This is a genomic window from Enterobacter sp. Acro-832 (genome assembly GCF_011752745.1).
GTDB classification, from domain to species: Bacteria; Pseudomonadota; Gammaproteobacteria; order Enterobacterales; family Enterobacteriaceae; genus Enterobacter; species Enterobacter quasiroggenkampii.
The window spans coordinates 410174-436560 of sequence record NZ_VWWX01000004.1 but is presented as its reverse complement, the minus strand read 5'-3'; the positions used below and the strand labels follow the sequence as shown (position 1 = coordinate 436560).

The following is a 26387-nucleotide window of genomic DNA, read 5'->3' as shown; positions in this document are numbered from 1 at the left end:
CCTCCTCGTGGGTCATCTTTTCATTATCAAAGATGACCAGAGGGGATGCCACAAAAAATAACCATCCAGTAACAATTACAGGATGTCTTTAATGCTCTGCGCCAGCGGCGTGGTGGCGCGTCCGATCAGTTTGCTCAGCGTATGGCTGTCGTCAAAGAGCCCGCCTTTGGAGGCCCCGACATCGGAGTCCGCCAGCATATCGGCCAGACCGGCAGGCAAGCCGACGCTCTTCAGCGCGGCGGCAAAATCCGCTTCACTGAGATTCTGGTAGGTGACCGGCTTCCCGCTCTGTTTGCTGAGTTCAGCCGCCAGTTCGCTCAGCGTCCAGCCGTTGTCGCCCGCCAGTTCATATACCTTGTCCGCGTGGCCCTCTTCAGCGATCACTTTGGCTGCCGCCGCGGCATAGTCTGCGCGGGTGGCAGAGGCAATTTTGCCTTCGCCTGCCGCACCAATAAACACGCCGTGTTCCAGCGCAGGCGGCGCGCTCGCCAGATAGTTTTCGGTATACCAGCCGTTGCGCAGCAGGGCATAAGGAATGCCGGACGCCGCCAGCGCTTTTTCAGTGGCAACGTGTTCAACGTGCAGGCCGAGCGGTGAGGTATCCGCATGCAGCAGGCTGGTGTAGGCGATAAAGTTCACCCCTGCCGTTTTGGCGGCGTTAATCACGTTCTGGTGCTGGGTTGCGCGCTGGCCGACTTCGCTGGACGAGATCAGCAGCAGCTTATCCACGCCGCTCAGCGCGGCGGCGAAGGCGGCTTCATCCGTGTAGTCCGCCTGACGAACCACAATTCCCTGCTGGCTTAAGGCTTGCGCTTTCGCCGGGTTACGTACGATAGCCACAATCTGGTTAGCCGGTACGGTTTTCAACAGCTGTTCGATAACGAGATGGCCAAGCTGGCCGGTGGCGCCGGTAATCGCGATCATGATGAATCTCCTTCGTGTTTGTCTGGTGTTGTGGCACACTAGCACCATAGCTAACTTTTAGTAAGTACGTACAAAAAGGTAAGTATGAAAACAACGATACCGACGCTCAGCGAACAAATGCGCGATGGCAATCTTTTCGCGGAACAGTGCCCTTCACGAGAGGTGCTCAAACACGTGACCAGCCGCTGGGGGGTACTGATTCTGCTGGCTCTGCGCCAGGGGACGCATCGCTTTAGCGATCTGCGCCGTAAAATGGGCGGGGTGAGCGAAAAGATGCTGTCCCAGTCGCTTCAGGCGCTGGAGCAGGACGGGTTTGTCGATCGCGTATCGTATCCGGTCGTGCCGCCGCACGTAGAGTATAGCCTGACGCCGATGGGTATCGAGGTCAGCGAAAAAGTCGCCGCGCTGGCGGACTGGATTGAGGTAAATACGCCGAAGGTGATGGCGAACAGGGACGATCGCGCGGCGTAAAAGCCGGGTATGTGCGGCCTGATGCCCTCACCCTGGCCCTCTCCCACAGGGAGAGGGAACAAACACCAAAAACGGCAACGTGCGTTGCCGTTTTGCTTTTACTTGCTCAAATCCACCTGATAAATCGCGAACCCAATATCATCCGTCGCGACCTGTTTCATCGGATACTGCGCCTTCTCCTTGATAAACGCGGCTGCCTTGTCGGACGGTGACGTTTCAAAACGGATATCCAGCGGCGTTTCGCTGTGGATCGGCGCCAGACGCCAGTTGTTATCCACCGCCGGATGAATTTCGCCGGCCTTTTTCGACTCCGCGCTGATCCACGCCGCCAGCACCGAGCGGTTCTCGTCCGGCGAGGCAAAGGCGATGTGGCTATCTCCCGTACCGGCAAACTTGCCGCCGTAGGCGCGGTAGTTATTGGTCACCACCAGGAAGGTGGCATTCGGGTCGATCGCCTTGCCATTAAAGGTCAGGTTTTTAATGCGCTCCGCCTGCGGGTTGATCGCCTGACACTCACCGTCATATTTCGCCGGCTGGGTGACGTCAATCTGGTAGTTCACGCCGTCAATCACGTCGAAGTTGTAGGTGCGGAAGCCGTCCCAGTTAATCAGCGACTGCGGCTTGCTGCTGCGCGGGTCAATCTGGTTAAACTGTCCGGCAGAACACTCCAGCCACTCCTTTACCTCTTTCCCGGTGGCTTTAACCACTACCAGCGTATTCGGATAGAGATAGAGATCGGCGGCATTACGGAAGGTGAGCTGGCCCTTTTCGACCTCAACATAGCTTGCCGGGTCATTCTTACGTCCGCCCACTTTGAATGGCGCAGCGGCCGACAGGACCGGCAGCTTCGCCAGATCCGGATCGCCCTGCACAAAGTGTTCGGCATAGGCTTTCTGCGCCATGTTGACGACCTGGACGGTCGGATCGTCCTGCACCAGCGCCAGGAAGCTGTACATGTTGTCAGCGGATTTACCGATCGGCTTGCTGACGAATTCGCGCGTGGCGTCGTGATCGTGCTTCAGCACGTCGACCAGTTTTTTATCTTCCGCCGCCAGTGATTTCTTCGCTGCCGCGTCGTAGATCGGACGCGCTTCGGCTTTTGACTGCGTCACCTTCCAGCGGTCGCCGTCGTTATTCAGCACCAGATCCACCACGCCAAGATGGTCACCCCACATGCCCGGCATCACCGACGGCACGCCGTTGAGCGTGCCTTTCCCGATATCCGCTCCTTTGATGCTGGCGAAGTCTTTGCCCGGGAAGACCGCGTGGGCGTGGCCGAACAGGATCGCATCGACGCCCGGAACCTCACTCAGGTAGTAAACGGAGTTTTCTGCCATGGCCTGGTACGGGTCGGCGGAGAGACCCGAGTGGGCGACAACGACCACCAGATCGGCGCCTTTCTCACGCATTTCCGGCACGTATTTGCGCGCGGTTTCGGTGATGTCGTTAACGGTCACCTTACCGTCGAGGTTGGCCTTATCCCATGTCATGATCTGCGGCGGGACAAAACCGATATAGCCGATGTTCAGCGTCTGCTTTTTCCCGTCCCGATCGACAACCTCGGTCTCTTTAATTAGGTAAGGGGTAAAGAGCGGCTTTTGGGTCTTAACGTCGATGATATTGGCGTTAACGTACGGGAATTTTGCACCTGCCAGGGCATCGTGCAGGTATGTCAGACCGTAGTTGAATTCATGGTTGCCAAGGTTACCGACGGTATAGTCCAGGGTGTTCATCGCTTTATAAACAGGATGGACCTCGCCTTTTTTCAGCCCCTTGGTCGCCATGTAATCCCCGAGCGGACTGCCCTGAATGAGATCGCCGTTATCGACCAGCACGCTATTTTTCACTTCGCCACGTGCGGCATTGATCAAACTTGCCGTGCGTACCAGTCCGAATTTTTCCGTCGGGGTATCTTTGTAGTAATCGAAGTCCATCATATTGCTGTGCAGATCGGTCGTTTCCAGAATACGTAAATCGACCGTCGCCGCCTGCACGCTCGCCGCAATCAGCGTCGCCAGGAGCGTTGCGCTAAACTTAATCATCAGAAGAGTCCTTTTTTCGATCCAGGCCACAAAAGAGTATGTATCTATAACGCGTTGCTTACATAAATGTGAATCCTGACAGAAAAAAGCAACCTGAAACCGGAATTGCTTCACAGATAGCGGAATTGTTCACATTACGATATAACTAAAACAAAGAGTTAACCTCACTGCGTTAACAAAGAGGTGGAAAATGCTAGATAAAATTTGTCAGCTCGCACGGGATGCGGGAGATGCCATCATGCAGGTGTATGACGGTATTAAACCTATGGAGGTCGTCAGCAAAGCGGACGACTCTCCGGTCACGGCGGCAGATATCGCGGCGCATAAGGTGATCCTGAAAGGGTTACAGGCCTTAACGCCGGACATCCCCGTCCTGTCAGAAGAAGCGCCGCAAAGCTGGGACGAACGCCAGCACTGGCAGCGTTACTGGTTGGTGGACCCCCTGGACGGGACAAAAGAGTTCATCAAGCGCAACGGTGAATTCACCGTCAATATCGCCCTGATTGAGAAGGGGAAAGCGGTGCTGGGCGTGGTCTACGCGCCGGTCATGAAGGTGATGTACAGTGCTGCAGAAGGGAAGGCGTGGAAAGAAGAGTGCGGCGTGCGCAAGCAGATCCAGGTGCGCGATGCGCGTCCGCCGCTGGTGGTGATTAGCCGCTCGCACAGCGACAGCGAGCTGCAGGAGTACCTGCAGCAGCTGGGTGAACACCAGACCACCTCGATTGGCTCATCGCTGAAATTCTGCCTGGTGGCGGAAGGACAGGCTCAGCTCTATCCCCGCTTTGGGCCGACGAACGTCTGGGATACCGCCGCCGGGCATGCCGTTGCTGCGGCCGCCGGGGCGCATGTTCATGACTGGCAGGGCAAGCCGCTGGACTACACCCCGCGCGAATCCTTCCTAAACCCCGGCTTCCGCGTCTCTATTTATTGAGCCAGCAGCTTATGCAGCAGGTCGACAACCTGCTGCACCTCTTCCTGGGTCAGCGCCCCGTCTTTTACCCACTGTACGCGACCTTCTTTATCCAGCACGATAATCGCGGAGCTCTCTTCCTCCAGCTGCCAGGCCTTACGGGTGACGCCGTTGCTGTCGACGATAAACTGCGACCACGGGTAGAGCTTTTTATTGCTCTCAAGGCTTGAGCGCACAAACATCCCCGAACCCGGAATGGCGTCATCGGTATTCACGATCGTGGTGGTCTGGTAGCGGTCGTGAGGGAATTTTGCGGCCTTGATCGCTTCCACCAGGCTGGCATTTTTCTCTTTTGCAGATGTACGACCGGCAATATGTTGTACAACTCTCACTTTGCCCGCGAGTTGCGCGCTATTCCAGGCTTTGTAGCTAAACTTATCATTGTCGAGAATCAATTCTCCCCGGTCAGCAATGCCGACTGGCGGTACACGTTGTCCTTTTTCAATGTTGTGAGCACTCGCCCACAGGGGCAGCAGCAGGCAGGCTGCTGCAAGGATATTACGTAGGGTCATGGCGTTTCCTTATTGTTTGCAGGTGATCCGACCACTTGGTCATACGCTTTTAATGATAAGTGCGATCAATGTGGTTTTCCCGCAATCCCGATGCCAGTTTGCGGGTGAACGCACATATCCATGAAAAAACGACGGCTTATACTGCGCTCAGTCACGCTTTGCAAAGATTATTCTGAATAATTGTAATCAAACGGTAAATAAACTTATGCACACTGGGTAACACCGTAGTTCTGGTCTATAGTCATTGGGCATTAAAATTTGCGCTCAGGACAGTCGGGCCGATTGTGGCACCGCAAGAGCGTATGATTCGCAGGAGATACAAGAATGAAAATTTTCCAACGCTACAACCCGCTTCAGGTGGCGAAGTACGTGAAGATCCTGTTCCGTGGACGGTTGTACATCAAGGATGTTGGCGCTTTTGAGTTTGATAAGGGCAAAATCCTTGTCCCAAAAGTGAAGGACAAACAGCACCTGTCTGTGATGTCCGAAGTCAACCGTCAGGTTATGCGTCTGCAAACTGAGATGGCTTAACCAACGTGCTATGCAGTAGTAGTAGATAAAAAGACGGCTCCCGATGGGAGCCGTTGATGTTTGTGGGGGCCAGAACGTTACGCCGACACCTTCTCTTCCGCATCCGGCAGCTTCGGCACCAGTACGGTCGGTTTGTTGTCGATACGCGTCACCAGCAGCTGGTCGATGCGGTAGTTATCAATATCCACCACCTCAAACTTGTAGCCGGAGAACTTCACCGAGTCGGTGCGTTTCGGGATTTTACGCAGCATAAACATCATAAAGCCGCCGATGGTCTCGTAGTTTCCGGACTGCGGGAACTCGTCGATATCCAGCACACGCATCACGTCTTCAATCGGCGTGCCGCCATCAATCAGCCATGAATTATCGTCACGCTGAACAATCTGCTCTTCCAGCCCCTGGCCTACCAGGTCGCCCATCAGCGTGGTCATGACGTCGTTGAGGGTGATAATACCCACCACCAGCGCGTATTCGTTCATGATCACCGCGAAGTCTTCCCCGGCGGTTTTGAAACTTTCCAGCGCTTCTGAGAGCGTCAGGGTGTCCGGCACAATCAGGGTATTGCGGATCTGCACGCCGCTGTTCAGCGCCAGGCTCTGGTTCGCCAGCACGCGGTTCAGCAGGTCTTTGGAGTCGACGTAACCGATGATGTGGTCGATATCTTCATTACAGACCAGGAACTTGGAGTGCGGATGCTGCGCCACTTTGTTCTTCAGGCTCTGCTCATCTTCATGTAAATCGAACCAGATAATGCTTTCACGGCCCGTCATGGAAGAGGGCACGGTACGGGATTCCAGTTCGAATACGTTCTCAATCAGCTCATGTTCCTGCTTGCGCAGCACCCCGGCCAGCGCGCCGGCCTCCACGACCGCATAAATATCGTCAGAGGTTATGTCGTCTTTACGCACCATCGGTAGCTTAAAGATGCGGAAAATGACGTTTGCCAGGCCGTTGAAGAACCACACCAGCGGGCGGAACACGAACAGGCAGAAGCGCATCGGGTTGATGATACGCAAAGCCACAGCTTCTGGCGCAATCATACCGATGCGTTTCGGGGTCAGGTCGGCGAAGAGGATGAACAGCCCGGTCACCAGCGAGAAGGAGAGGATAAAGCTCAGCTGCTCGGCCAGTTCGGCGGACATATACTGCGCAAAGAGGCTATAAAACGCCGGGGAAAACGCCGCATCGCCCACGATACCGCCGAGAATGGCGACCGCGTTCAGACCAATTTGCACCACGGTAAAGAACGTACCGGGGTTTTCCTGCATTTTGAGAATGCGTGAGGCGTTGATGTTGCCTTCGTCGGCAAGCAGCTTCAGTTTGATTTTACGGGACGCGGCCAGCGAGATCTCGGATATCGAGAAAAATGCACTGACGGCAATCAGACAAAGTATTACTAAAATACTGTTTAACATAGTTTATCCGGCTTCTCGCCAGATCCTCAGAAGGGGAGTTGATACCATTTGTGTGGAAACACATTGAACACCAGCTCGTAGCGTTGAGCCGATTATTTCAGCGGGTAGTATAGCGTAAAGAGATGTAAATCTGCCAGAGGTCACATTTTTGGCATAAAACAGACCGGACAGCGGGCGCTGTCCGGTACATCACGTTATTTCACGGTAGACAGGCGGACATCGCCCACCGCCCGACGGGTGGCATCGCCTCCCCATACCTGATCGTATTCATAGCCCGTGAGCTGTTTAATCACCACGCGGGTGCTAGCGTCGCAGTCGCGGTAATCGCCACCCAGCTTACGGCGCGCAATTTCTTTGAGCAGCAGCTTGTGCGTCTCACGGGTGAGCTTGAACCTGTAGGTGGTGAAGAAGCTTACCGCCAGCAGGGCTGCCGTTGCGAAGATCATCAGGCCGATAATCGCCCCCAGCGCGCTTTCAGGCTGCGCGCCGCTGCCCTTCACGAAGCCGGATTCCTGCAGCACCAGGCCAATAATCATGATGGCAATCGCCACGGTGCTCTTCCGGGTCAGGACCATCACCCCGGCAAATATCCCTTCGCGGCGCTGCTGGGTCACCATCTCGTCAATATCCGGAATGAAGCTGTAGATATTCCACGGAATATAGTAGAGGCCAGAGCGGGCGGCACCGAGCAGAATAAAGACCGCGGAGAACAGCAGCGTCGGTACCTGCGTTTTGGTGAGGTAGACCGTAAACAGGAAGGCCAGCACCAGGAAGATACAGCCGTAGGAGAGCCGCAGGGCGGCAGACGGCGTGACGTTCAGCCGGTTCAGCAACAGCATAAACCCATAGGTGCCGGGTACCGAGGCGAAGGCCGCAATGCTCAGCCAGCCGGATACCGCAGCCGCATCCTGGCTCAGACAGTACACGACATAATAGGTAAACACCGAACCGAACACGTCCATCGCCGTGAACGAAAAGATATAAATAATAATATGCAGGCGGAACGCGCGGATACGGAAGGAGGAAAAGAGATCCAGCACCAGATATTTCAGGTGATTCAGTAGCCCGCCGCTGCGCTGGTTATCCACTTTAAAACTGGATTCCTGCTGCACATCCTTCGCTTCCCAGGTGGTGTACCAGGTAATAAATACCGCAAGGCAGAACACGCAGGAAAATATCAGCCCGGTGAGGGTATAGGTAAACGGATTATCTTTCCCCGTGAACTGCATAATCACCCCGGGAACGAATACCGCAAGAAAACCGCCCAGCTGGGAGCAGATCATCCGCACGCCGGACAGGCGGCTACGTTCTTCATACCGGTTCGTCATTTCAGCCGCCAGGGTCTCCCAGGGAACCAGCACCATCGCCGACAGCAGCTCAATAGAGAGGTAGGTGCCCAGGTAGTACCAGTAACCCATGTCCGTCAGCCATAACAGGGCATACAAAAACATGAGCGGTGAACTGAGTAATAAAAAGAAGCGGCGACGGCCAAATTTACGCCCGAGCCAGGTATCCCCGAAGTTATCGGTGATATAACCCATTATCGGGCTTAATAGCGCATCAATCACGCGGGCAATGGCGAATATCGATCCCGCTTCAATGACCGAGAGTCCGCAATAGGTGGTGTAAAAAAATAACAGCCAGGTGCCGATAATGGCGAAAGCGCCTCCGCCAAAAAGATCGGTTACGCCGTAGCCGAGCGCTACGCCATAACCCACTCTACGTTCAGTTGGTTTGACCATAATAATATCCAGTGTAGGGTAATGATTAACCCGTTTTCCGGGTCGTTTTTTTAATGAGTGCTGGAATACAAATTACGTTCTAGTTATTGATATCTATCCATTGTCTTAATTGAGATGAGCGGTAAATAGCCTCCACAAGCGTGAGTGAATGTCCGGCTTCACGGATGTTGGTGTAATCCGTGTGCCCCGGGTGGGTGATGGCGTGATAAAACCGGCGGATCGCCTGCTCGTGCCCCAGTCCCCAGTAGCTTTTGACCGAGCCGTCGGGAGAGTCATCGCTGGCCAGTCTGAGGCGCTCGCCGCGGGTGATGCACCAGAGCACGTTGTTATGCAGCAGCAGCGAGCCCTTTTCGCAGTGGATCTCCATCAGAAGCGGGGAATCGGTGGTATTGCAGTTGCTGGCGTAAAACAGGCCGCGCGCGCCGTTGGCAAAGTGCAGCGTGGCCATTGCGCTGTCTTCCCCTTCGGTTACGTCCGCCAGCTCGCCGCTGTCCACCACGCCTTTCACGCGCGTTACGCCACCGGCAAACCACTGCATCAGGTCGAGGGTATGAATGGCCTGGTTGATCAGCAGGCTGCCACCTTCCGTTGCCAGCCGCCCGCGCCACGGGCTTTCGGTGTAGTACGCGCCCGAGCGTGACCACGTCAGCACGGCCTTAATGCTGAGCATTTTCCCCAGCCTGCCCTCCTCCAGCATCTGGCGAATGCGCAGGCTGGTGGGGTTGAGGCGATTCTGGTAGCACACGCCGAGCAGACCCGACGCCTGTTCGGCGGCGCGGGTGATATCCACGAGTTCGCTGCTATTCATGCCCACCGGTTTTTCACAGAAAACATGTTTCCCGGCGGCGAGCGCCGCCAGGATCATGCTTTTATGCTCGAAATGCGGCGTGCAGATGTGGACCACGTCGATGGCATCATCCAGCAGCATTTCCCGGTAATCCTGATAGAAGCGGCACTGATAGCGCATTGCCAGCTCCAGCCCTTTGACGCTGTCGAGGTCGACCAGCGCGCGTAGCGCGACGTTGGGGAGCAGGCGCAACGCATTCACATGGCAGCCGTGGATCGCTCCGGCACCGATAACCGCCGTGTTCAGGATCGTCATTGTCGCCTCCCGTTATTCCGTCGCGTTGGCCAGCATCTGGGCCTTCACGCAGAGCTCGGCCGCTTTGAAGGCGTGCGCCTGCGTCATGGCGTTTTCGGTACGATGCAGACAGTCGAGGATCAGTTCGCCAAAGAACGGGAACCCGACCTGTCCGGCGACCGGATAGCGGAATTCCCCCTCCTTATTGACGAGATAAACCACGTCCTGCTCGCCGCGGGTGAGATCGACATATTTGCGGATCTCGATATACCCGTCGGTGCCGAGCAGCGTCAGACGTCCATCGCCCCAGGTTGAGAGTCCGTCGGGGGTGAACCAGTCACAGCGGAAATAACCGCTGGCACCGTTTTCGCCCCTGATTGTTGCGTCACCGAAATCTTCGAATGCCGGATGCTGCGGATGGTTGAAATTGCGTGCCTGACTGGCGACCACGGTGGCGTTATGGTTGCCCGTGTAAAACAGAAATTGCTCAATCTGGTGGCTGCCGATGTCGCACAGAATGCCGCCGAAGTAGCGACGATCGTAGAACCAGTCCGGGCGGCCGGTCCCTTCCCGGTGCGGGCCTGTCCCCAGGGTTTGGACGACGCGGCCAATGGCCCCCTGCTGCACCAGCTGTCCGGCAAACACCGCGCTCTCCACGTGAAGACGTTCGCTGTAGTACACGGCGTATTTCCGGCCGGTTTTCTCAACCATCGCTTTGGCATCCGCCAGCTGTTCAAGGGTGGTGAGCGGGGCTTTATCCGTGAAGTAGTCCTTGCCGGCCGCCATCGCTTTCAGCCCCAGCGCGCAGCGCTCAGACGGGATGGCCGCACCGGCCACCAGGCGCACTTCGTCGTCGTTGAGTATCACCTCCAGCGACTCCGCCACGTTGACCTGCGGGTATTGCTGGATAAATTTATCCACTTTTGCCGGATCGGGGTCGTATACCCACTTCAGCGTGGCCCCGGCTTCAATCAGGCCGTTACTCATGCCGTAGATATGGCCGTGGTCGAGCGCGGCAGCGGCAAAAACAAACTCCCCCTCGCGGACAACCGGCTGAGGTTTACCCACCGGCGCGTAGTTCATTCCGTCATTTTTGTTCATGGTGTCACTCCTTAATCCAGGTCTTTGCCAAGGGGAATCGCACCCACTTCGCTGAAGTTGGCGACGCTTGCGGATTTTTCATAAAAACGGGGAGCGAGGGCGCTCGTCCCACCGGTACGGTAAAACGGGTCGTCGCGCTGAATCGGCAGCGAGACCACGGTGCGGGTAATGGCGGATTTATAGATCGCGGCGATCAGTTCCAGCGAGCGTTTGCCCTGTAACCCATCCACTAACGGTGCCGTGCCGTGCTCGATGGCAGAAAGCAGGTCATTAATCTGCCCGGCGTGCAGCGTCCACTCGAGCTTCGGCGTCTGCTTAAACACCGCGTCGAGCTGCGCTTCGCGCTGCTGGTCGTGGGTTTCCTGCGGGAAGCCGTTGTCGGCGCTGACGCTGGCAAAGGCCTGCCACGGCGCGGAGATGCGCGCCTTCTCACCCTGAATAATGATTTTCTGGTCTTCCCCGTGGTGCACGACCGAGGCGGTAAGCTGGGTGAGCGCACCGCTGGGGTATTTGAAGATCGCGGCGCTGAGGTCTTCGACTTCAGCGTTGTCGTGCGCCACGTTGGTCATCATCGCCACCACCTCAGACGGAAAGCCCAGCATCCACTGAATGGCGTCGATGTGGTGAACCGCGTGGTTAAGGGTGCAGCCGCCGCCCTCTTTTTCCCAGGTGCCGCGCCACCACAGGTCGTAATAGCAGTGTCCGCGCCACCAGAAGGAGTCCACCTGCGCGTGGCAAACCTTGCCCGCAAGCTCCGAATCCAGCGCTGCTTTTAAGCGCCAGAAGGCATCGGTAAAGCGGTTTTGGGCAATGATGGAGAGCATTTTGCCGCTGGCCTTTTGTGCGGCGATCATCGCGTCGCACTCCTCCAGCGAGGCGGCCATCGGTTTTTCGCACAGCACGTGGCAGCCCGCGTTCAGGGCATCAATGCTGATCTCTGCGTGGACGTAGGGCGGCGTGCAGACGTCGACGATATCGATATCCGGCTCTGACGCCAGCATCTGCTGGTGGCTGTCATACACGCGGGCGTCCGTCAGGCCGTAGCGCGCTTTTTTCTCGTGGGCTTTTTCCGGATAAATATCAACCAGCGCGACGATCCGGCAGCGTTGGCCAAACTGCAAATAGCCCTGAATATGGTTGTGCGAGATATTCCCTGTTCCCACAATAGCGACATTTAACATTGATTCTTCTCCGGAGTTACCAGGTGCCTGAGGCGTCCAGCGTGACGCTGGCTGTCTCTTTAGCCACTGAGGTGCTGATGCGTTGTTGAAGCAGGCGCAGATACTGTTTTTCGTTGAGCGGGAACTCGACCCAGTCGTCCGTCCAGGTGGAGAGGTGCATGGCGTTGGAGAGCGTCAACCCGTGGATCCCTTCCAGACCCGGCGCAATGAGCGGCTCGCCGCGCAGGATGGCGGCACAGAAGTTGGCGGTAATAACGTGGTGTTCGCTGCATTCCGGGGCCACGGGAAGCGTGACCTCCCAGCATTCAGGCTCGCCAAAACCGTTCTGCCAGCGGGCGTTGAAGGCGGTTTCAGATTCCCGCAGCCGCCAGTAGCGCAGCTTGCCCTCTTCGACGACCACCTTGCCGCGATCGCCGACGATTTCCAGCCGGTTGGTTCCCGGCGTTTCCGCCACGGTGGTGATGAACACGCCCGTTGCGCCGTTGGCATATTCGGCGTAGGCGGTGACGTCGTCTTCCACTTCGATATCGCGATGCTTGCCGAACTGGCAGAACGCGCGCAGACGGACCGGCATACCGACCAGCCACTGCCAGAGATCGAGCTGGTGCGGGTCCTGGTTGAGCAGCACGCCGCCGCCTTCTCCTTTCCAGGTGGCGCGCCAGCCGCCGGAGTTGTAATAGCTCTGCGAGCGATACCAGTTGGTGATGATCCAGTTGGAGCGGCGGATCTCACCCAGCTCGCCGCTGTCGATCAGATCTTTCACCTTCTGGTAGAGCGGGTTCGGGCGCTGGTTGTACATGATGCCGAACACCACATCGCACGCCTGGGCGCAGGCGTTCATCTCCTGTACCTGGGCGGTATACACGCCCGCCGGTTTTTCACACAGGGTGTGGATGCCGTTGCGCATCGCCAGCATCGACAGGCGCGGATGCTCGTAGTGGGGCGTAGCGACAATCACCGCGTCGATAAGCCCGCTCTGGAGCATCTCCTGCGCGTCGCTGAACACGGGGAGGGTGCCGACCAGCTGGCGAATGGCCGGATGCTTTTCCGGCGCATTATCACAAACTGCGGCAAGGCAGGCGTCGCTGACCGTACCCGCCAGTAAATAACGCGCGTGGACCGTACCGATATTACCTATTCCAATAATGCCAAAACGTACCTTCTCCATGTCACACCTTAATTTCAGTTGAAATGAGTGATGACCGGAAAATAGGAAAGGGGAACGGTAGCGACAATGTGTTTTTGTGAGAATACTCGCAAGGTGATTAAGTAATCTCCAGGCGTTTTGAAATTTGGTTTTAAAATCAAAGGACTGTTTCTGCAAATATTTGCAAAAACTGAATGAGAGCGAGGTCACACTATGCCGGGCAAGTTAAAAATGGAGGAAATTGCGGCCCTGACGGGCTATTCCGTCAGCACGGTTTCGCGGGTATTAAGCGGCAAGTCTTACACCAGCGATAAAGCCAGGGAAGCGATCGTTCGCACCGCGCGGGAGCTCGGTGTGCTGGAGTCTATGGCGAGCGGAAGACTGCTCATTAACGGTATCGCTGTTTTTGCACCGGAAAGAACCTTTCAGGGACGCGGGGATATTTTTTATCTGGAAGTGACGAAAGGAATTGCTGAAGCCTGCGCGCGGCATAATGTGTGGGTCACGTGCTGTGGTTTAGAAGAGCAGCACGCCGATGTGAAAGTCTTTATGGAAAAAGCCAGTCATAAGAATATTAACGCGATAATTATTATTGGCACTGATGATTCCACCATATTTAAACTGGCAAGCACCCTGAATAAGCCCTGCGTGTTGATTAATTCCGTTGACCGGGATCGGGTGCTGGATTCCGTGTCACCCGATCACCGGGCGATCGGCTTCACCACCATGCAGTACCTTTTCGAGCAGGGGCATCGCCGCGTGCTCACGCTCACCTGCCTGCGGCGGGATACGCTGTACGCGCGACTGGACGGCATCAAAGAGGCGTACCGTCATTTTCACGTCGCCTTCGATCCCCTGCGCGATTTGCTCGTGACGGAGTGGTTTACCGCAGAAGAGGCCGAGCAGGCGCTGGATGCGTGGTTAGTGAATCATGACCGCTCGCAGTGGCCGGAGGTGATTTTCCCGAACAGTACCAGCATGACGGAAGGGGTGGTAAGGGCGTTGACGCGACACGGGCTGCGCATTCCGGAAGACATTTCGCTTATCACGACCGATTTTGCATGGAATTTAGCGCACCGTTTGGAAAAACCGGTCACGGGCGTGACGGTGCCCTGCCGTGAGCTGGGTATTGAGGCCGTTCATCTGCTGCAAACGCGGCTCAACAGACCGCAGGCACCGGTCTTTAACCTGCTGTTGCAGGGCAAAGTGATGGATTACGGCTCGGTCAGCAATGCCACGCGCCACGCGGCTCGCGTGGCGCTGGAACAGTGATCAGGCCAGCTGTGGCGGCAGGCAAACGCCGATGCCTCCGATGCCGCAGTAGCCGTACGGGTTTTTATGCAGATACTGCTGGTGATCGTCCTCGGCGTAGTAGAACGGTTTCGCCGTCGCGATTTCCGTGGTCACCTCGCGCGTATCGCCCGCTTCACGCATGGCCTGCTGGAAACGCTCCAGGCTGGCGCGCGCGGCGGCATCCTGCTCAGGGGTGAGCGGATAGATAGCAGAACGGTACTGCGTGCCGTGGTCGTTGCCCTGACGCATGCCCTGCGCCGGGTCGTGATTCTCCCAGAAGACCTGCAGGAGCTGTTCGTAGCTGATTACCGCAGGGTCATAGACCACGCGTACCGCTTCCGCATGGCCGGTTTCGCCGGAGCAGACTTCGCGGTAGGTTGGATTCGGCGTGTAACCGCCCGTGTAGCCGGCTGCCGTGCTGTAAACGCCGGGCAGCTGCCAGAAGAGGCGCTCAACGCCCCAGAAGCAGCCCATGGCGAACAGGGCGATTTCCATGCCATCCGGCACGTTGGTCATAGAATGGCCATTGACGGCGTGTAAGGTCGCTACAGGCATAGGGGTGTTGCGTCCCGGTAATGCATCTGCTTGTGAAACCAGATGCTTTTTGTCGAATAAACTCACGATGGGGCCTCCCGGGGTGCGATGTTTCAGTTAAGGTTGTCACGAAGCGTTTAATTGAACACAATAAATGCGCTGAATGAGACTAGATTTAATCATAAGAAATATTTGGGTGTTACACCCATTTTCAACCCACGATTCGGGTTTTTGGCCATCAGGCCGTATTTTGCCGCGGAGCGGCACTTCATTTGCTTCCAGGGTGGAAACAGGGATATTCAGGAGAAAACGTGACAAAAATCCGCCAGTTATGTTTAGTCAGTGTGTTGCTGACAAGCGGGATTGCCAGCGCGGCGAATGTCCGTTTGCAGGTTGAGGGGTTATCCGGGGCGCTACAAAAAAACGTACGTGCGCAGTTATCGACCATCCAGAGTGATGAGGTGACGCCGGACCGGCGTTTTCGCGCGCGCGTCGATGATGCGATCCGCGAGGGGCTGAAAGCGCTGGGTTATTACGAACCCACCATTGATTTTGACCTCCGTCCGCCTCCAAAGAAGGGGCGCCAGGTGCTTATTGCCCGCGTTTCGCCGGGCGAGCCGGTGTTGATTGGCGGCACGAATGTCATCCTGCGCGGCGGGGCGCGTACCGACCGGGATTACCTGGACCTGCTCAGCACGCGGCCGAAAATCGGTACCGTGCTTAACCACGGCGACTACGATCATTTCAAAAAAGAGCTGACCAGCGTTTCCCTGCGTAAGGGCTACTTTGACAGCCAGTTCAACAAAAGCCAGCTGGGCATTGCGCTGGCGCGACGTCAGGCCTTCTGGGATATCGACTACGACAGCGGAGAACGTTACCGCTTTGGTGACGTGACGTTCGAAGGTTCGCAAATTCGTGAAGAGTATCTGCAAAACCTCGTGCCCTTCAAAAAAGGGGACTACTACCAGTCGAGCGACCTCGGAGAGCTGAACCGACGCCTCTCCGCTACCGGCTGGTTTAACTCCGTGGTTGTCGCACCGGAATTTGATAAGTCTCGCAAAACCAAGGTGTTGCCGCTGCATGGCGTTGTTTCGCCGCGCACCGAGAACACCATTGAGACCGGTGTGGGCTACTCGACGGACGTGGGGCCACGGGTGAAAACCTCGTGGAAAAAACCGTGGGTGAACTCGTACGGCCACAGCCTGACCACCAGCCTGAGCCTTTCTGCGCCCGAGCAGCAGCTGGATTTCAGCTACAAAATGCCGCTGCTGAAAAATCCGCTGGAGCAGTATTACCTTCTGCAGGGCGGTTTTAAGCGCACCGATTTGAACGACACCGAGCAGGATTCGACGACGCTTGCGGTCTCCCGTTTCTGGGATCTCTCCAGCGGCTGGCAGCGCGCCATTAACCTGCGCTGGAGCCTCGATCACTTTACCCAGGCCAACGTCACTAATACCACCATGCTGCTTTATCCGGGGGTGATGATCAGCCGTACCCGCTCGCGCGGGGGCCTGATGCCGACCTGGGGCGACTCGCAGCGCTACTCCATCGATTATTCCAACACCGCCTGGGGCTCCGACGTGGACTTCTCCGTCTTTCAGGCGCAAAACGTCTGGATCCGCACGCTGTACGATAAACATCGCTTTGTGATGCGCGGCAATCTCGGCTGGATTGAAACGGGAGATTTCGAGCGCGTTCCGCCGGATCTGCGCTTCTTCGCCGGGGGCGACCGCAGCATTCGCGGGTATAAGTACAAATCGATTTCACCTGAGAACGAAAAGGGCCAGCTGACCGGTGCGTCAAAACTGGCGACGGGCTCGCTGGAGTACCAGTACAACGTCAGCGGAAAGTGGTGGGGCGCCATGTTTGTTGACGGCGGTGAAGCGGTGAACGATATCCGCCGCAGCGACTTTAAAACCGGCGCGGGCGTCGGCGTGCGCTGGCAGTCACCCGTCGGGCCCATCAAGCTCGATTTCGCCGTGCCGGTGGGTGACAAAGATGAACACGGATTACAGTTTTACATCGGTCTGGGGCCTGAATTATGAGTTTATGGAAGAAAATAAGCCTCGGAGTGCTGATCTTTATCGTGCTGCTGCTCGGGACGGTGGCGTTTCTGGTAGGAACGACGACCGGGCTGCATCTGCTGTTTAACGCCGCGAACCGCTGGGTGCCGGGGCTGGAAATTGGCCAGGTGACGGGCGGCTGGCGCGACCTGCGCCTGAAGAACATCCGCTATGAGCAGCCGGGCGTGGCGGTTAACGCCGGGGAATTTCACCTGGCGGTGAAGCTGGGCTGTTTGCGGGACAGCAAGCTCTGCGTCAACGATCTGTCGCTAAAAGATGTCAACGTGGCGATAGACTCGAAGAAAATGCCGAAGTCTGCGCCGGTTGAAGAAGAGGACAGCGGCCCGCTGAATCTCTCCACGCCGTACCCGATCGCGCTTTATCGGGTCGCGCTCGATAACATCAATATCAAAATCGACGACACCACCGTGTCCGTGATGGATTTCACCTCCGGCCTGCGCTGGCAGGAGAAAAACCTCACCCTGACGCCAACGTCCCTGCAGGGCTTGCTGATCGCGCTGCCGAAAGTGGCCGACGTGGCGCAGGAAGAGATCGTCGAGCCGAAGATCCAGAACCCGCAGCCGGAAGAGAAGCCGCTGGGCGAAACGCTGAAAGACCTCTTCTCGAAGCCAGTGCTGCCGGAAATGACCGACGTTCATCTGCCGCTGAACCTTAACATTGAGGAATTCAAAGGCGAACAGCTGCGTCTGACGGGCGATACCGACCTGACGGTCTATAACATGCTGCTGAAGGTCAGCAGCATTGACGGCAACATGAAGCTCGACGCGCTGGATATCGACACCAACCAGGGCTCGGTGAATGCGTCAGGTAATGCCCTGCTGCGCGACAGCTGGCCGGTGGATATCACGCTGAATAGCACCCTGAACATCGACCCGCTGAAAGGCGAGAAAGTGAAGGTCAAGGTGGGCGGGGCGCTGCGCGATAAGCTCGATGTTGGCGTGAATCTCTCCGGCCCGGTGGATATGGCCCTGCGTGCGCAAACCCAGCTGGCGGAAGCCGGGCTGCCGCTCAATCTTGAGGTTGTCAGCAAGCAGCTTTCCTGGCCGTTCACCGGCGAAAAGCAGTTCCAGGCCGATGACCTGAAGCTGAAGCTGAGCGGCAAGATGACCGACTACACGCTCTCGTTCCGCACCGCGGTGAAGGGGCAGGGGGTGCCGCCCGCGAACATCACCCTGGATGCGAAGGGCAACGAACAGCAGGTCAACCTCGACAAGCTGACCGTCGCGGCGCTGGAAGGTAAAACCGAGCTGACCGCGCTGCTCGACTGGCAGCAGGCGATCAGCTGGCGCGGCGAGCTGAAGCTGACGGGCATTAACACCGCCAAAGAGGTGCCAGACTGGCCGTCGAAGCTGGATGGCCTGATTAAAACCCGCGGCAGCCTGTACGGCGGCACGTGGCAGATGGACGTGCCGGAGATCAAGCTCACCGGGAACGTGAAGCAGAACAAGGTAAACGTTGAGGGCTCGGTGAAAGGCAACAGCTATCTGCAGTGGGTTATCCCGGGCCTGCATGTGGCCCTGGGGCGCAACACGGCGGATATCAAAGGCGAGCTGGGGGTGAAAGATCTTAATCTGGATGCCACCATCGACGCGCCGAATCTGGATAACGCCCTGCCGGGGCTTGGCGGTACGGCGAAAGGACTCGTGAAGGTGCGCGGCACGGTAGACGCGCCGCAGCTGCTGGCGGATATCACCGCCAATAACCTGCGCTGGCAAGAGCTAAGCGTTGCCCGCGTCCGCGTAGAAGGGGATGTGAAATCCACCGACCAGATCGGCGGTAACCTGAACCTGCGCGTGGAGCGTATTTCTCAGCCGGACGTGAACATCAGCCTGGTCACCCTGGACGCGAAAGGGAACGAGAAGCAGCACGACCTGCAGCTACGGGTGCAGGGCGAGCCGGTCTCCGGCCAGCTTCACCTGACCGGTAGCTTCGACCGCAAACAGGCGCGCTGGAAAGGGACGCTGGATAACACCCGTTTCAATACGCCGGTCGGGCCGCTGGCGCTGTCGCGCGCCATTGCTCTGGACTACCGCAACGCCGAGCAGAAGATCAGCATTGGGCCGCACTGCTGGACCAACCCGAATGCGGAACTGTGCGTGCCGCAGACCATCGATGCGGGCGCGGAAGGGCGCGCGCAGATCAACCTCAACCGCTTCGATCTGGCGATGCTAAAACCGTTTATGCCGGAGACCACGCAGGCGAGCGGCGTCTTCAGCGGGAAAGCCGATGTCGCCTGGGACACCACCAAAGAGGGGCTGCCGCAGGGTAGCGTCACGCTGTCCGGGCGTAACGTGAAGGTGACGCAGGAGGTGAATGACGCGCCGCTGCCGGTGGCCTTCGACACCCTGAACCTGAGCGCTGACCTGCATAACAACCGTGCGGAGCTGGGGTGGCTGATTCGCCTCACCAATAACGGTCAGTTTGACGGGAAGGTTCAAATTACCGACCCACAGGGTCGGCGAAATCTGGGCGGCAACGTCACTATCCGCAACTTCAACCTGGCGATGGTGAACCCGATTTTCGCGCGCGGGGAAAAAGCAGAGGGCATGGTGAATGCCAACCTGCGCCTGGCGGGCAATGCACAAACCCCTCAGCTGTTCGGCCAACTGCGGCTCAGCGGCGTGGATATTGACGGCAACTTTATGCCGTTTGACATGCAGCCCAGCCAGATCGCCATGAACTTCAACGGCATGAGCTCGACGCTAAGCGGCTCGGTACTGACGCAGCAAGGGCAAATCAACCTGAGCGGCGACGCGGACTGGAGCCAGCTCGATAACTGGCGCGCCCGTATTGCCGCGAAAGGCAGTAAGGTGCGCATCACCGTACCGCCGATGGTGCGTCTGGACGTCTCACCTGATGTGGTCTTTGAAGCCACGCCAAGCCTCTTCACGCTTGACGGTCGCGTCGACGTGCCGTGGGCGCGCATCGTGGTTCACGATGTGCCGGAAAGTGCGGTCGGCGTCTCAAGTGATGAAGTTATGCTCAATGAAAATCTGAAACCTGTCGAACAGAAGAGCGCTGGCATACCGATTAATAGTAACCTTATCGTGCACGTGGGGAATAACGTGCGGTTGGATGCGTTTGGGCTGAAGGCGAGGCTTACGGGCGACCTGAAGGTGGCGCAGGATAAACAAGGGCTTGGCCTGAACGGGCAAATCAATATTCCTGAAGGGCGTTTCCACGCTTATGGTCAGGATCTGATTGTCCGTAAAGGCGAGCTGCTGTTCTCCGGTCCACCGGATCAGCCCCTGCTCAACATCGAAGCGATTCGTAACCCGGAAGCGACGGAAAACGACGTCATTGCTGGGGTACGCGTCACCGGTTCTGCTGACGAACCGAAGGCGGAGATCTTCTCTGACCCGGCGATGTCCCAGCAGGAGGCTCTCTCTTACCTGCTGCGTGGACAAGGTCTCGACAGCGGTCAGAGCGACAGTGCGGCGATGACCTCGATGTTAGTGGGGCTGGGGGTTGCACAAAGTGGGCAGGTTGTGGGTAAAATCGGCGAGACGTTCGGCGTAAGCAATCTGGCGCTGGACACCCAGGGCGTGGGTGACTCCTCGCAGGTGGTGGTCAGCGGTTATGTACTGCCGGGTCTGCAGGTAAAATATGGTGTGGGGATCTTTGACTCACTGGCAACACTCACGTTACGCTATCGCCTGATGCCTAAGCTATATCTGGAAGCAGTGTCCGGCGTAGACCAGGCACTTGATCTGCTCTATCAGTTTGAGTTTTAGCAATGCGAATATTTGTCTACGGCAGTTTACGAACCAAGCAAGGCAACAGTCACTGGATGACCAATGCCCTGCTGCTGGGGAATTACAATATCGAGAACTACCAGTTGTACAGCCTGGGCCACTATCCAGGCGCGGTTCCCGGCGAAGGAACAGTACAGGGTGAAGTTTATCGTATTGATAACGCGACACTTGCCGAACTTGATGCCTTGCGCACCAGGGGCGGTGAATACGCGCGCCAGTTGATCCAGACGCCGTACGGAAGTGCGTGGATGTATGTCTACCAGCGTCCGGTCGAAGGGTTAACGCGGATTGTAAGCGGTAACTGGTTAGACAGAGACCAGTACTGAAAAAAAACAACGCCACCGTGAGGTGGCGTTGTTTTTTTATGGGCTAAACGGCGTCATGACGCAGCTTGAATATCTGCACCGATTCCAGAAGCTGTTCTGCCTGTCGATGCATAGCCTGCGCTGCGGCGGAAGATTCCTGTGACAAGGTTGCGTTTTGCTGCGTGGCTGTATCCATGTGCGTCACGGCCACATTGACCTGATCGATACCCGTGCTTTGTTCATGGCTGGCATGCGAGATCGCTTCAATCAGTTCGCTCACCTTACTCACGCTATGCAGAATATCGGCCATCGCTGCACCGGCCTGCTGCACCTGCCCGTTCCCTTCATCAATTCGGTTAACAGAGCGGTCGATCAAAACACGGATATCTTTGGCGGCGGCAGCTGATCGTTGCGCCAGGGCGCGCACCTCTGCTGCAACAACGGCAAAACCGCGGCCTTCAGTACCTGCACGCGCCGCTTCAACTGCAGCGTTTAGCGCCAGGATATTGGTCTGGAAGGCAATACTGTCGATCATGCTGATGATAGAGTTGATCTCGCTGGAGAAATTATGAATTTCACTCATGGTGTGCATTGCACGTTCAACGGCTTCTTCTCCCTGGCGGGCTACCTGACGGGCATTACGGGCAAGATCGCTGGCTGTGCGTGAATGCTCTGCATTGCTTTTTACAACTGACGTCAGCTCCTCCATGGATGCTGCGGTTTGTTCCAGGGCACTGGCCTGTGCTTCGTTGCGCGAGGAAAGCTCATGACTACCGCTGGCAATCTGCGCTGATGCGGTGGCGATGGTTTCGGTACCTTTACGTACACCAGAGACAATGCGAGTGAGGTTGTCATTCATCTCCTGCAGAGCGCGCATGAGCTCAGCCGTTTCATCTCGACCGGCCACGGTAAAGCGGGACTGCAAATCACCGGCGGCAACGGTACGTGCTATGGTGACAGCTTGTGCCAGCGGAAGAGTAATGCTTCGAATCAGCCACCAGGTAATGAGTATCCCGGCGGCCAGTGTGAGAACCATTGCCAGTATCAGCATCCATTTCGTTTTCTGGTACTGCGCCTCGTTTATGGCGATGGTCTGCTCATGAATAGCCTGGGCATGCTGCAGCGTATGGGCCACAACGTTGTCGATCATCTTTGTCGGCTCGCGGTCAATCCCTGTAACCTGTTTGTCCACTCGCTGGGCGCTGGTGGGATCTCCCACCTGGTAGGTAGCCAGTGCCGCCAGGTATTTCTGTTCCAGCCCGGCGTGGATGTCGCGCGTTGCCAGCACTTGTCGATTATCCATGCCAATTTTCGGCAGAAGCTCACTTAGCCGGGTCAGTAGTGCCTGCGTGTTCTGACTTTCTGCGACAAAGGCCTTTTTGTATTTATCGAACGCTTCTTGTCCCTGAGCACCACGAATCAGGGTGTTCTTCCACTCCTGGACCTGAATTTTGAATTGTACCTGAGCATTGCGGGCGGTATCGATGCTGCTGGTGATGGTCTGTTCCATGGCCATAATCTGTTCGTTCTGCGCCTGACTGTCGCTATTGATCAGCAGGCCACGCAGGCCAATAAAAAGCGTTGCAAGCAACAGAAGCGACGCCAGAATGCCAAGTCGCTGTCCAATGGTGAGTGTGTTGAGTTTCATGATTTCCTGTTATGTGAAAACGCGATTGTGCTCATATCACGGGAGGTATCGACCTGCGGCAGGCAGACTTTAAAGGGGGAAGAGGGGATAGGGCAGGTAAAAAGCGATATCTAATTAATATTGCGAGATAAAATCTCTTTATGACGTTTTTGTGACAGTTTCAGGGCAACAAAAAAGCCCCGGCATGCGGGGCTTTTTTTAATCGACAGTAAGAATTACTTCTTGGCAGCGCGTTCGAAAGAGGCGATGATTTCCGCTTTCGCTGCTTCTGCGTTGTCCCAGCCGTCAACTTTAACCCACTTGCCTTTTTCGAGGTCTTTGTAGTGCTCGAAGAAGTGAGTAATCTGCGCTTTCAGCAGTTCTGGCAGGTCGTTCACATCTTTGATGTGATCGTATTCTTTGCTCAGCTTGGTGTGCGGTACCGCAACCAGCTTCGCATCTTCACCGGATTCGTCGGTCATTTTCAGCACGCCAACGGGACGGCAGCGAATCACTGCGCCTGGCTGCAGTGGGTATGGCGTTGGGACCAGCACGTCAACCGGGTCACCGTCCAGAGACAGGGTGTGGTTGATGTAACCGTAGTTGCACGGATAGAACATCGCGGTAGACATGAAACGGTCTACGAACAGGGCGCCGCTCTCTTTGTCCACTTCGTATTTGATCGGATCTGCGTTAGCCGGGATTTCGATAACTACGTAGATGTCTTCTGGCAGTTCTTTACCCGCTGGGACGTTGAGTAAGCTCATGTCGGTGTCCTTTAAAATGGATGGTAAACAAGTGGCAGGTATTATAGCCAACTCGCGCTGAATGTCTCCGCCTGTTTTCGCCTTCTCTCCACGTTCTTCCCACTTTTCAGACCGATTCCATGACAGAAAAATCCATAAACTCAGCCGCATTTTTCATGGAGAAATGAAAGCGATTACAAACTTGTGATTAACGTTTTATTCACTTTTCTGAAGTGTGATGTAACGCAATTCGTTACATATTTCATGGGCTATAGTCATTCCGCAGAACATCTTTTAACCAACAATAACTCACCCTACGAGGACGTTCATATGTGGAAGCGCTTACTCCTGGTCACAGCCGTTTCGGCAGCCATGTCGTCTATGGCGATGGCCGCTCCCTTAACCGTAGGTTTTTCGCAAGTCGGCTCTGAATCTGGCTGGCGAGCGGCAGAAACCAACGTGGCGAAAAGCGAAGCTCAGAAACGCGGTATTACCCTGAAAATCGCCGATGGTCAGCAAAAACAAGAGAATCAGATCAAAGCCGTGCGCTCCTTTATCGCCCAGGGCGTGGATGCCATCTTTATTGCCCCCGTCGTGGCGACCGGCTGGGAACCCGTCCTGAAGGAAGCGAAAGACGCTGAGATCCCGGTCTTCCTGCTCGATCGTTCCATCGACGTCAAAGACAAATCTCTCTATATGACCACCGTGACGGCCAACAACGTGCTGGAAGGGCAGTTAATTGGTGACTGGCTGGTAAAACAGGTCGACGGCAAGCCGTGTAACGTCGTTGAGCTGCAGGGTACCGTCGGGGCGAGCGTGGCCATCGACCGTAAAAAAGGCTTTGCTGAAGCCATCGCGAAAGCGCCAAACATCAAGATTATCCGCTCTCAGTCCGGCGACTTTACCCGCAGCAAAGGTAAAGAGGTCATGGAGAGCTTCATTAAGGCTGAAAACAACGGCAAGAACATCTGCATGGTTTACGCCCACAACGATGACATGGTGATCGGTGCGATTCAGGCCATTAAAGAAGCGGGCCTGAAGCCGGGCAAAGATATCCTCACCGGCTCTATCGACGGCGTGCCGGACATCTACAAAGCGATGATCGACGGCGAAGCCAACGCCAGCGTGGAGCTGACGCCAAACATGGCGGGCCCGGCATTCGACGCGCTGGAGAAATTCAAGAAAGACGGCACGATGCCGGAGAAAGTGACGGTCACCAAGTCCACGCTCTATCTGCCTGATACGGCGAAAGAAGAGTTAGAGAAGAAGAAAAATATGGGCTACTAAGACCCGCGCCCCTCACCCCAGCCCTCTCCCCGGAGGGGAGAGGGAGAAAGGCAGGGCGGAGCTGGATATTAACAATTGGCACGATCAATCCCCTCTCCCCTCCGGGGAGAGGGTCAGGGTGAGGGGGAAACCATGACCACTGAACAACACCAGGAAATCCTCCGCACAGAGGGCTTGAGTAAATTCTTTCCCGGCGTAAAGGCGCTGGATAACGTTGATTTCAGCCTGCGGCGCGGGGAGATCATGGCGCTGCTGGGCGAGAACGGCGCGGGAAAATCGACGCTGATTAAATCCCTGACCGGTGTTTATCACGCTGACCGCGGCACCATCTGGCTGGAAGGCAACGCCATTTCGCCAAAAAACACCGCCCATGCCCAGCAGCTGGGGATCGGGACGGTCTATCAGGAAGTGAACCTGCTGCCGAATATGTCGGTGGCGGATAACCTGTTTATTGGCCGTGAGCCACGACGTTTTGGCCTGCTGCGCCGTAAAGAGATGGAGGCGCGGGCGACAACGCTGATGGAATCCTACGGCTTCTCCCTCGACGTCCGCGAGCCGCTGAACCGCTTTTCAGTGGCGATGCAGCAGATCGTCGCCATTTGTCGCGCGATCGATCTCTCCGCAAAGGTGCTGATCCTCGACGAACCCACCGCCAGCCTCGATACCCAGGAGGTGGAAATGCTCTTTACCCTGATGCGCCAGCTGCGCGATCAGGGCGTCAGCCTGATCTTCGTTACCCACTTCCTCGATCAGGTGTATGAGGTAAGCGATCGCATTACGGTGCTGCGCAACGGCAGCTTTGTCGGCTGCCGCGAAACCCGCGAGCTGCCGCAGATCGAGCTGGTCAAAATGATGCTGGGCCGCGAGCTGGAGACCAACGCCCTTCAGCGCGCGGGCCGCACGCTGCTGAGCGAGAAGCCGGTCGCCGCGTTCAGCGATTACGGTAAAAAAGGGGTCATCTCGCCGTTTAACCTTGAGGTGCGGCCAGGCGAAATTGTCGGGCTGGCGGGCCTGTTAGGCTCGGGTCGAACCGAGACCGCCGAGGTGATCTTCGGGATCAAGCCCGCCGACAGCGGCAGCGCGCTGATCAAGGGCAAACCGCAAACCCTGCGATCGCCGCATCAGGCCTCCTGTCTCGGCGTCGGCTTCTGCCCGGAGGACCGGAAAACGGACGGCATTATTGCCGCGGCCTCGGTGCGGGAAAATATCATTCTGGCGCTACAGGCCCAGCGCGGCTGGCTGCGGCCGATCCCTCGCAAAGAGCAGAACGCCATTGCTGAGCGCTTTATCCGCCAGCTCGGCATCCGCACCCCGAGCGCGGAACAGCCCATTGAATTTCTCTCCGGCGGTAACCAGCAGAAAGTGCTGCTGTCGCGCTGGCTGCTGACCAAACCCCAGTTCCTGATCCTCGACGAACCGACCCGCGGCATTGACGTGGGGGCGCACGCCGAAATTATCCGGCTTATCGAGACCCTGTGCGCTGACGGTCTGGCGCTGCTGGTCATTTCGTCCGAGCTGGAAGAGCTGGTGAGTTATGCCGATCGCGTCATCATTATGCGCGATCGTAAACAGGTGGCAGAGATCCCGCTGGATAAGCTGTCCGTTCCGGCGATCATGAATGCCATCGCGGCATAAGGAG

General features: G+C 56.7%; 21 protein-coding genes. 9 read left to right on the top strand and 12 right to left on the bottom strand.

Annotated elements, in window-relative coordinates:
• Nucleotides 1–75: 75 nt before the first annotated feature.
• The gene (locus F3J31_RS16815; protein ID WP_167214281.1) at nucleotides 76–924 is read right to left on the bottom strand and encodes an SDR family oxidoreductase; all 849 of its coding nucleotides are present in this window, start codon (nucleotides 922–924) and stop codon (nucleotides 76–78) included.
• Nucleotides 925–1008: 84 nt separating this feature from the next.
• Between F3J31_RS16815 and F3J31_RS16810 the strand changes: the two genes are divergently transcribed.
• Complete coding sequence (locus tag F3J31_RS16810) at nucleotides 1009–1395, top strand: helix-turn-helix domain-containing protein (protein ID WP_023331869.1); 387 nt, start codon at nucleotides 1009–1011, stop codon at nucleotides 1393–1395.
• Between the two features lie 98 nt (nucleotides 1396–1493).
• Here F3J31_RS16810 and F3J31_RS16805 read toward each other — a convergent pair whose 3' ends face one another.
• Nucleotides 1494–3437, bottom strand: coding sequence for a bifunctional 2',3'-cyclic-nucleotide 2'-phosphodiesterase/3'-nucleotidase (locus F3J31_RS16805; protein WP_167214279.1), 1944 nt, complete (start codon nucleotides 3435–3437; stop codon nucleotides 1494–1496).
• A 190-nt stretch (nucleotides 3438–3627) separates the two neighbouring features.
• On the opposite strand from F3J31_RS16805, the gene cysQ reads away from it, so the two are divergent.
• Entirely contained in the window at nucleotides 3628–4368 is a 741-nt protein-coding gene (gene cysQ / locus F3J31_RS16800) for a 3'(2'),5'-bisphosphate nucleotidase CysQ (protein ID WP_023617832.1), read from the top strand.
• Here the strand turns inward: cysQ and F3J31_RS16795 are convergent.
• Nucleotides 4362–4919, bottom strand: a complete 558-nt coding sequence (locus F3J31_RS16795) for a YtfJ family protein (RefSeq protein WP_023617831.1) — start codon at nucleotides 4917–4919, stop codon at nucleotides 4362–4364. The genes cysQ and F3J31_RS16795 overlap by 7 nt on opposite strands.
• A gap of 324 nt (nucleotides 4920–5243) precedes the next feature.
• On the opposite strand from F3J31_RS16795, the gene F3J31_RS16790 reads away from it, so the two are divergent.
• Nucleotides 5244–5450 (top strand): DUF1107 domain-containing protein, encoded by a 207-nt coding sequence (locus tag F3J31_RS16790; RefSeq protein WP_008501430.1) that lies wholly within the window; start codon nucleotides 5244–5246, stop codon nucleotides 5448–5450.
• A gap of 77 nt (nucleotides 5451–5527) precedes the next feature.
• On the opposite strand, the gene F3J31_RS16785 is transcribed toward F3J31_RS16790, so the two are convergent.
• The 6 genes from F3J31_RS16785 to F3J31_RS16760 form a co-directional block, all read right to left on the bottom strand.
• Nucleotides 5528–6865 carry a hemolysin family protein gene (locus tag F3J31_RS16785; protein ID WP_008501429.1) on the bottom strand — a complete coding sequence of 446 codons (1338 nt, stop codon included), beginning with the start codon at nucleotides 6863–6865 and terminating at the stop codon, nucleotides 5528–5530.
• A 194-nt stretch (nucleotides 6866–7059) separates the two neighbouring features.
• Entirely contained in the window at nucleotides 7060–8607 is a 1548-nt protein-coding gene (locus tag F3J31_RS16780) for an MFS transporter (RefSeq protein ID WP_167214276.1), read from the bottom strand.
• A 79-nt stretch (nucleotides 8608–8686) separates the two neighbouring features.
• The gene (locus F3J31_RS16775; protein ID WP_167214273.1) at nucleotides 8687–9709 is read right to left on the bottom strand and encodes a Gfo/Idh/MocA family oxidoreductase; all 1023 of its coding nucleotides are present in this window, start codon (nucleotides 9707–9709) and stop codon (nucleotides 8687–8689) included.
• A 12-nt stretch (nucleotides 9710–9721) separates the two neighbouring features.
• Nucleotides 9722–10789 (bottom strand): Gfo/Idh/MocA family oxidoreductase, encoded by a 1068-nt coding sequence (locus tag F3J31_RS16770; protein ID WP_167214269.1) that lies wholly within the window; start codon nucleotides 10787–10789, stop codon nucleotides 9722–9724.
• Nucleotides 10790–10800: 11 nt separating this feature from the next.
• The gene (locus F3J31_RS16765; protein WP_048225340.1) at nucleotides 10801–11970 is read right to left on the bottom strand and encodes a Gfo/Idh/MocA family oxidoreductase; all 1170 of its coding nucleotides are present in this window, start codon (nucleotides 11968–11970) and stop codon (nucleotides 10801–10803) included.
• A 16-nt stretch (nucleotides 11971–11986) separates the two neighbouring features.
• Nucleotides 11987–13138: a Gfo/Idh/MocA family oxidoreductase gene (locus F3J31_RS16760; protein ID WP_048225344.1), complete on the bottom strand. Its 1152-nt coding sequence runs from the start codon at nucleotides 13136–13138 to the stop codon at nucleotides 11987–11989.
• A gap of 192 nt (nucleotides 13139–13330) precedes the next feature.
• Here F3J31_RS16760 and F3J31_RS16755 point away from each other — a divergent pair, with 192 nt between their 5' ends.
• The gene (locus tag F3J31_RS16755) at nucleotides 13331–14389 is read left to right on the top strand and encodes a LacI family DNA-binding transcriptional regulator (RefSeq protein WP_167214266.1); all 1059 of its coding nucleotides are present in this window, start codon (nucleotides 13331–13333) and stop codon (nucleotides 14387–14389) included.
• On the opposite strand, the gene msrA is transcribed toward F3J31_RS16755, so the two are convergent.
• A complete protein-coding gene (gene msrA, locus F3J31_RS16750) occupies nucleotides 14390–15031 on the bottom strand; it encodes a peptide-methionine (S)-S-oxide reductase MsrA (protein WP_048027915.1) in 642 nt (213 codons plus the stop codon).
• A 224-nt stretch (nucleotides 15032–15255) separates the two neighbouring features.
• Between msrA and tamA the strand changes: the two genes are divergently transcribed.
• From tamA to F3J31_RS16735, 3 genes are read left to right on the top strand one after another with little or no spacing between them, the layout of a single operon-like run.
• Nucleotides 15256–16989, top strand: coding sequence for an autotransporter assembly complex protein TamA (gene tamA, locus F3J31_RS16745; protein WP_045908043.1), 1734 nt, complete (start codon nucleotides 15256–15258; stop codon nucleotides 16987–16989).
• Nucleotides 16986–20762, top strand: a complete 3777-nt coding sequence (tamB, locus tag F3J31_RS16740; RefSeq protein ID WP_167214262.1) for an autotransporter assembly complex protein TamB — start codon at nucleotides 16986–16988, stop codon at nucleotides 20760–20762. Before tamA ends, tamB begins: the two co-directional genes overlap by 4 nt.
• A 2-nt stretch (nucleotides 20763–20764) precedes the next feature.
• A complete protein-coding gene (locus tag F3J31_RS16735; protein WP_014830431.1) occupies nucleotides 20765–21109 on the top strand; it encodes a gamma-glutamylcyclotransferase in 345 nt (114 codons plus the stop codon).
• Nucleotides 21110–21152: 43 nt separating this feature from the next.
• On the opposite strand, the gene F3J31_RS16730 is transcribed toward F3J31_RS16735, so the two are convergent.
• Complete coding sequence (locus tag F3J31_RS16730) at nucleotides 21153–22736, bottom strand: methyl-accepting chemotaxis protein (protein WP_167214259.1); 1584 nt, start codon at nucleotides 22734–22736, stop codon at nucleotides 21153–21155.
• Between the two features lie 215 nt (nucleotides 22737–22951).
• Nucleotides 22952–23482 carry an inorganic diphosphatase gene (gene ppa, locus F3J31_RS16725; RefSeq protein ID WP_008501423.1) on the bottom strand — a complete coding sequence of 177 codons (531 nt, stop codon included), beginning with the start codon at nucleotides 23480–23482 and terminating at the stop codon, nucleotides 22952–22954.
• Between the two features lie 309 nt (nucleotides 23483–23791).
• On the opposite strand from ppa, the gene ytfQ reads away from it, so the two are divergent.
• Both ytfQ and ytfR read left to right on the top strand, forming a co-directional pair.
• Nucleotides 23792–24748 (top strand): galactofuranose ABC transporter substrate-binding protein YtfQ, encoded by a 957-nt coding sequence (gene ytfQ, locus F3J31_RS16720; protein WP_014882271.1) that lies wholly within the window; start codon nucleotides 23792–23794, stop codon nucleotides 24746–24748.
• A 132-nt stretch (nucleotides 24749–24880) separates the two neighbouring features.
• Nucleotides 24881–26383 carry a galactofuranose ABC transporter, ATP-binding protein YtfR gene (gene ytfR / locus F3J31_RS16715; RefSeq protein ID WP_167214256.1) on the top strand — a complete coding sequence of 501 codons (1503 nt, stop codon included), beginning with the start codon at nucleotides 24881–24883 and terminating at the stop codon, nucleotides 26381–26383.
• Nucleotides 26384–26387: the final 4 nt, after the last annotated feature.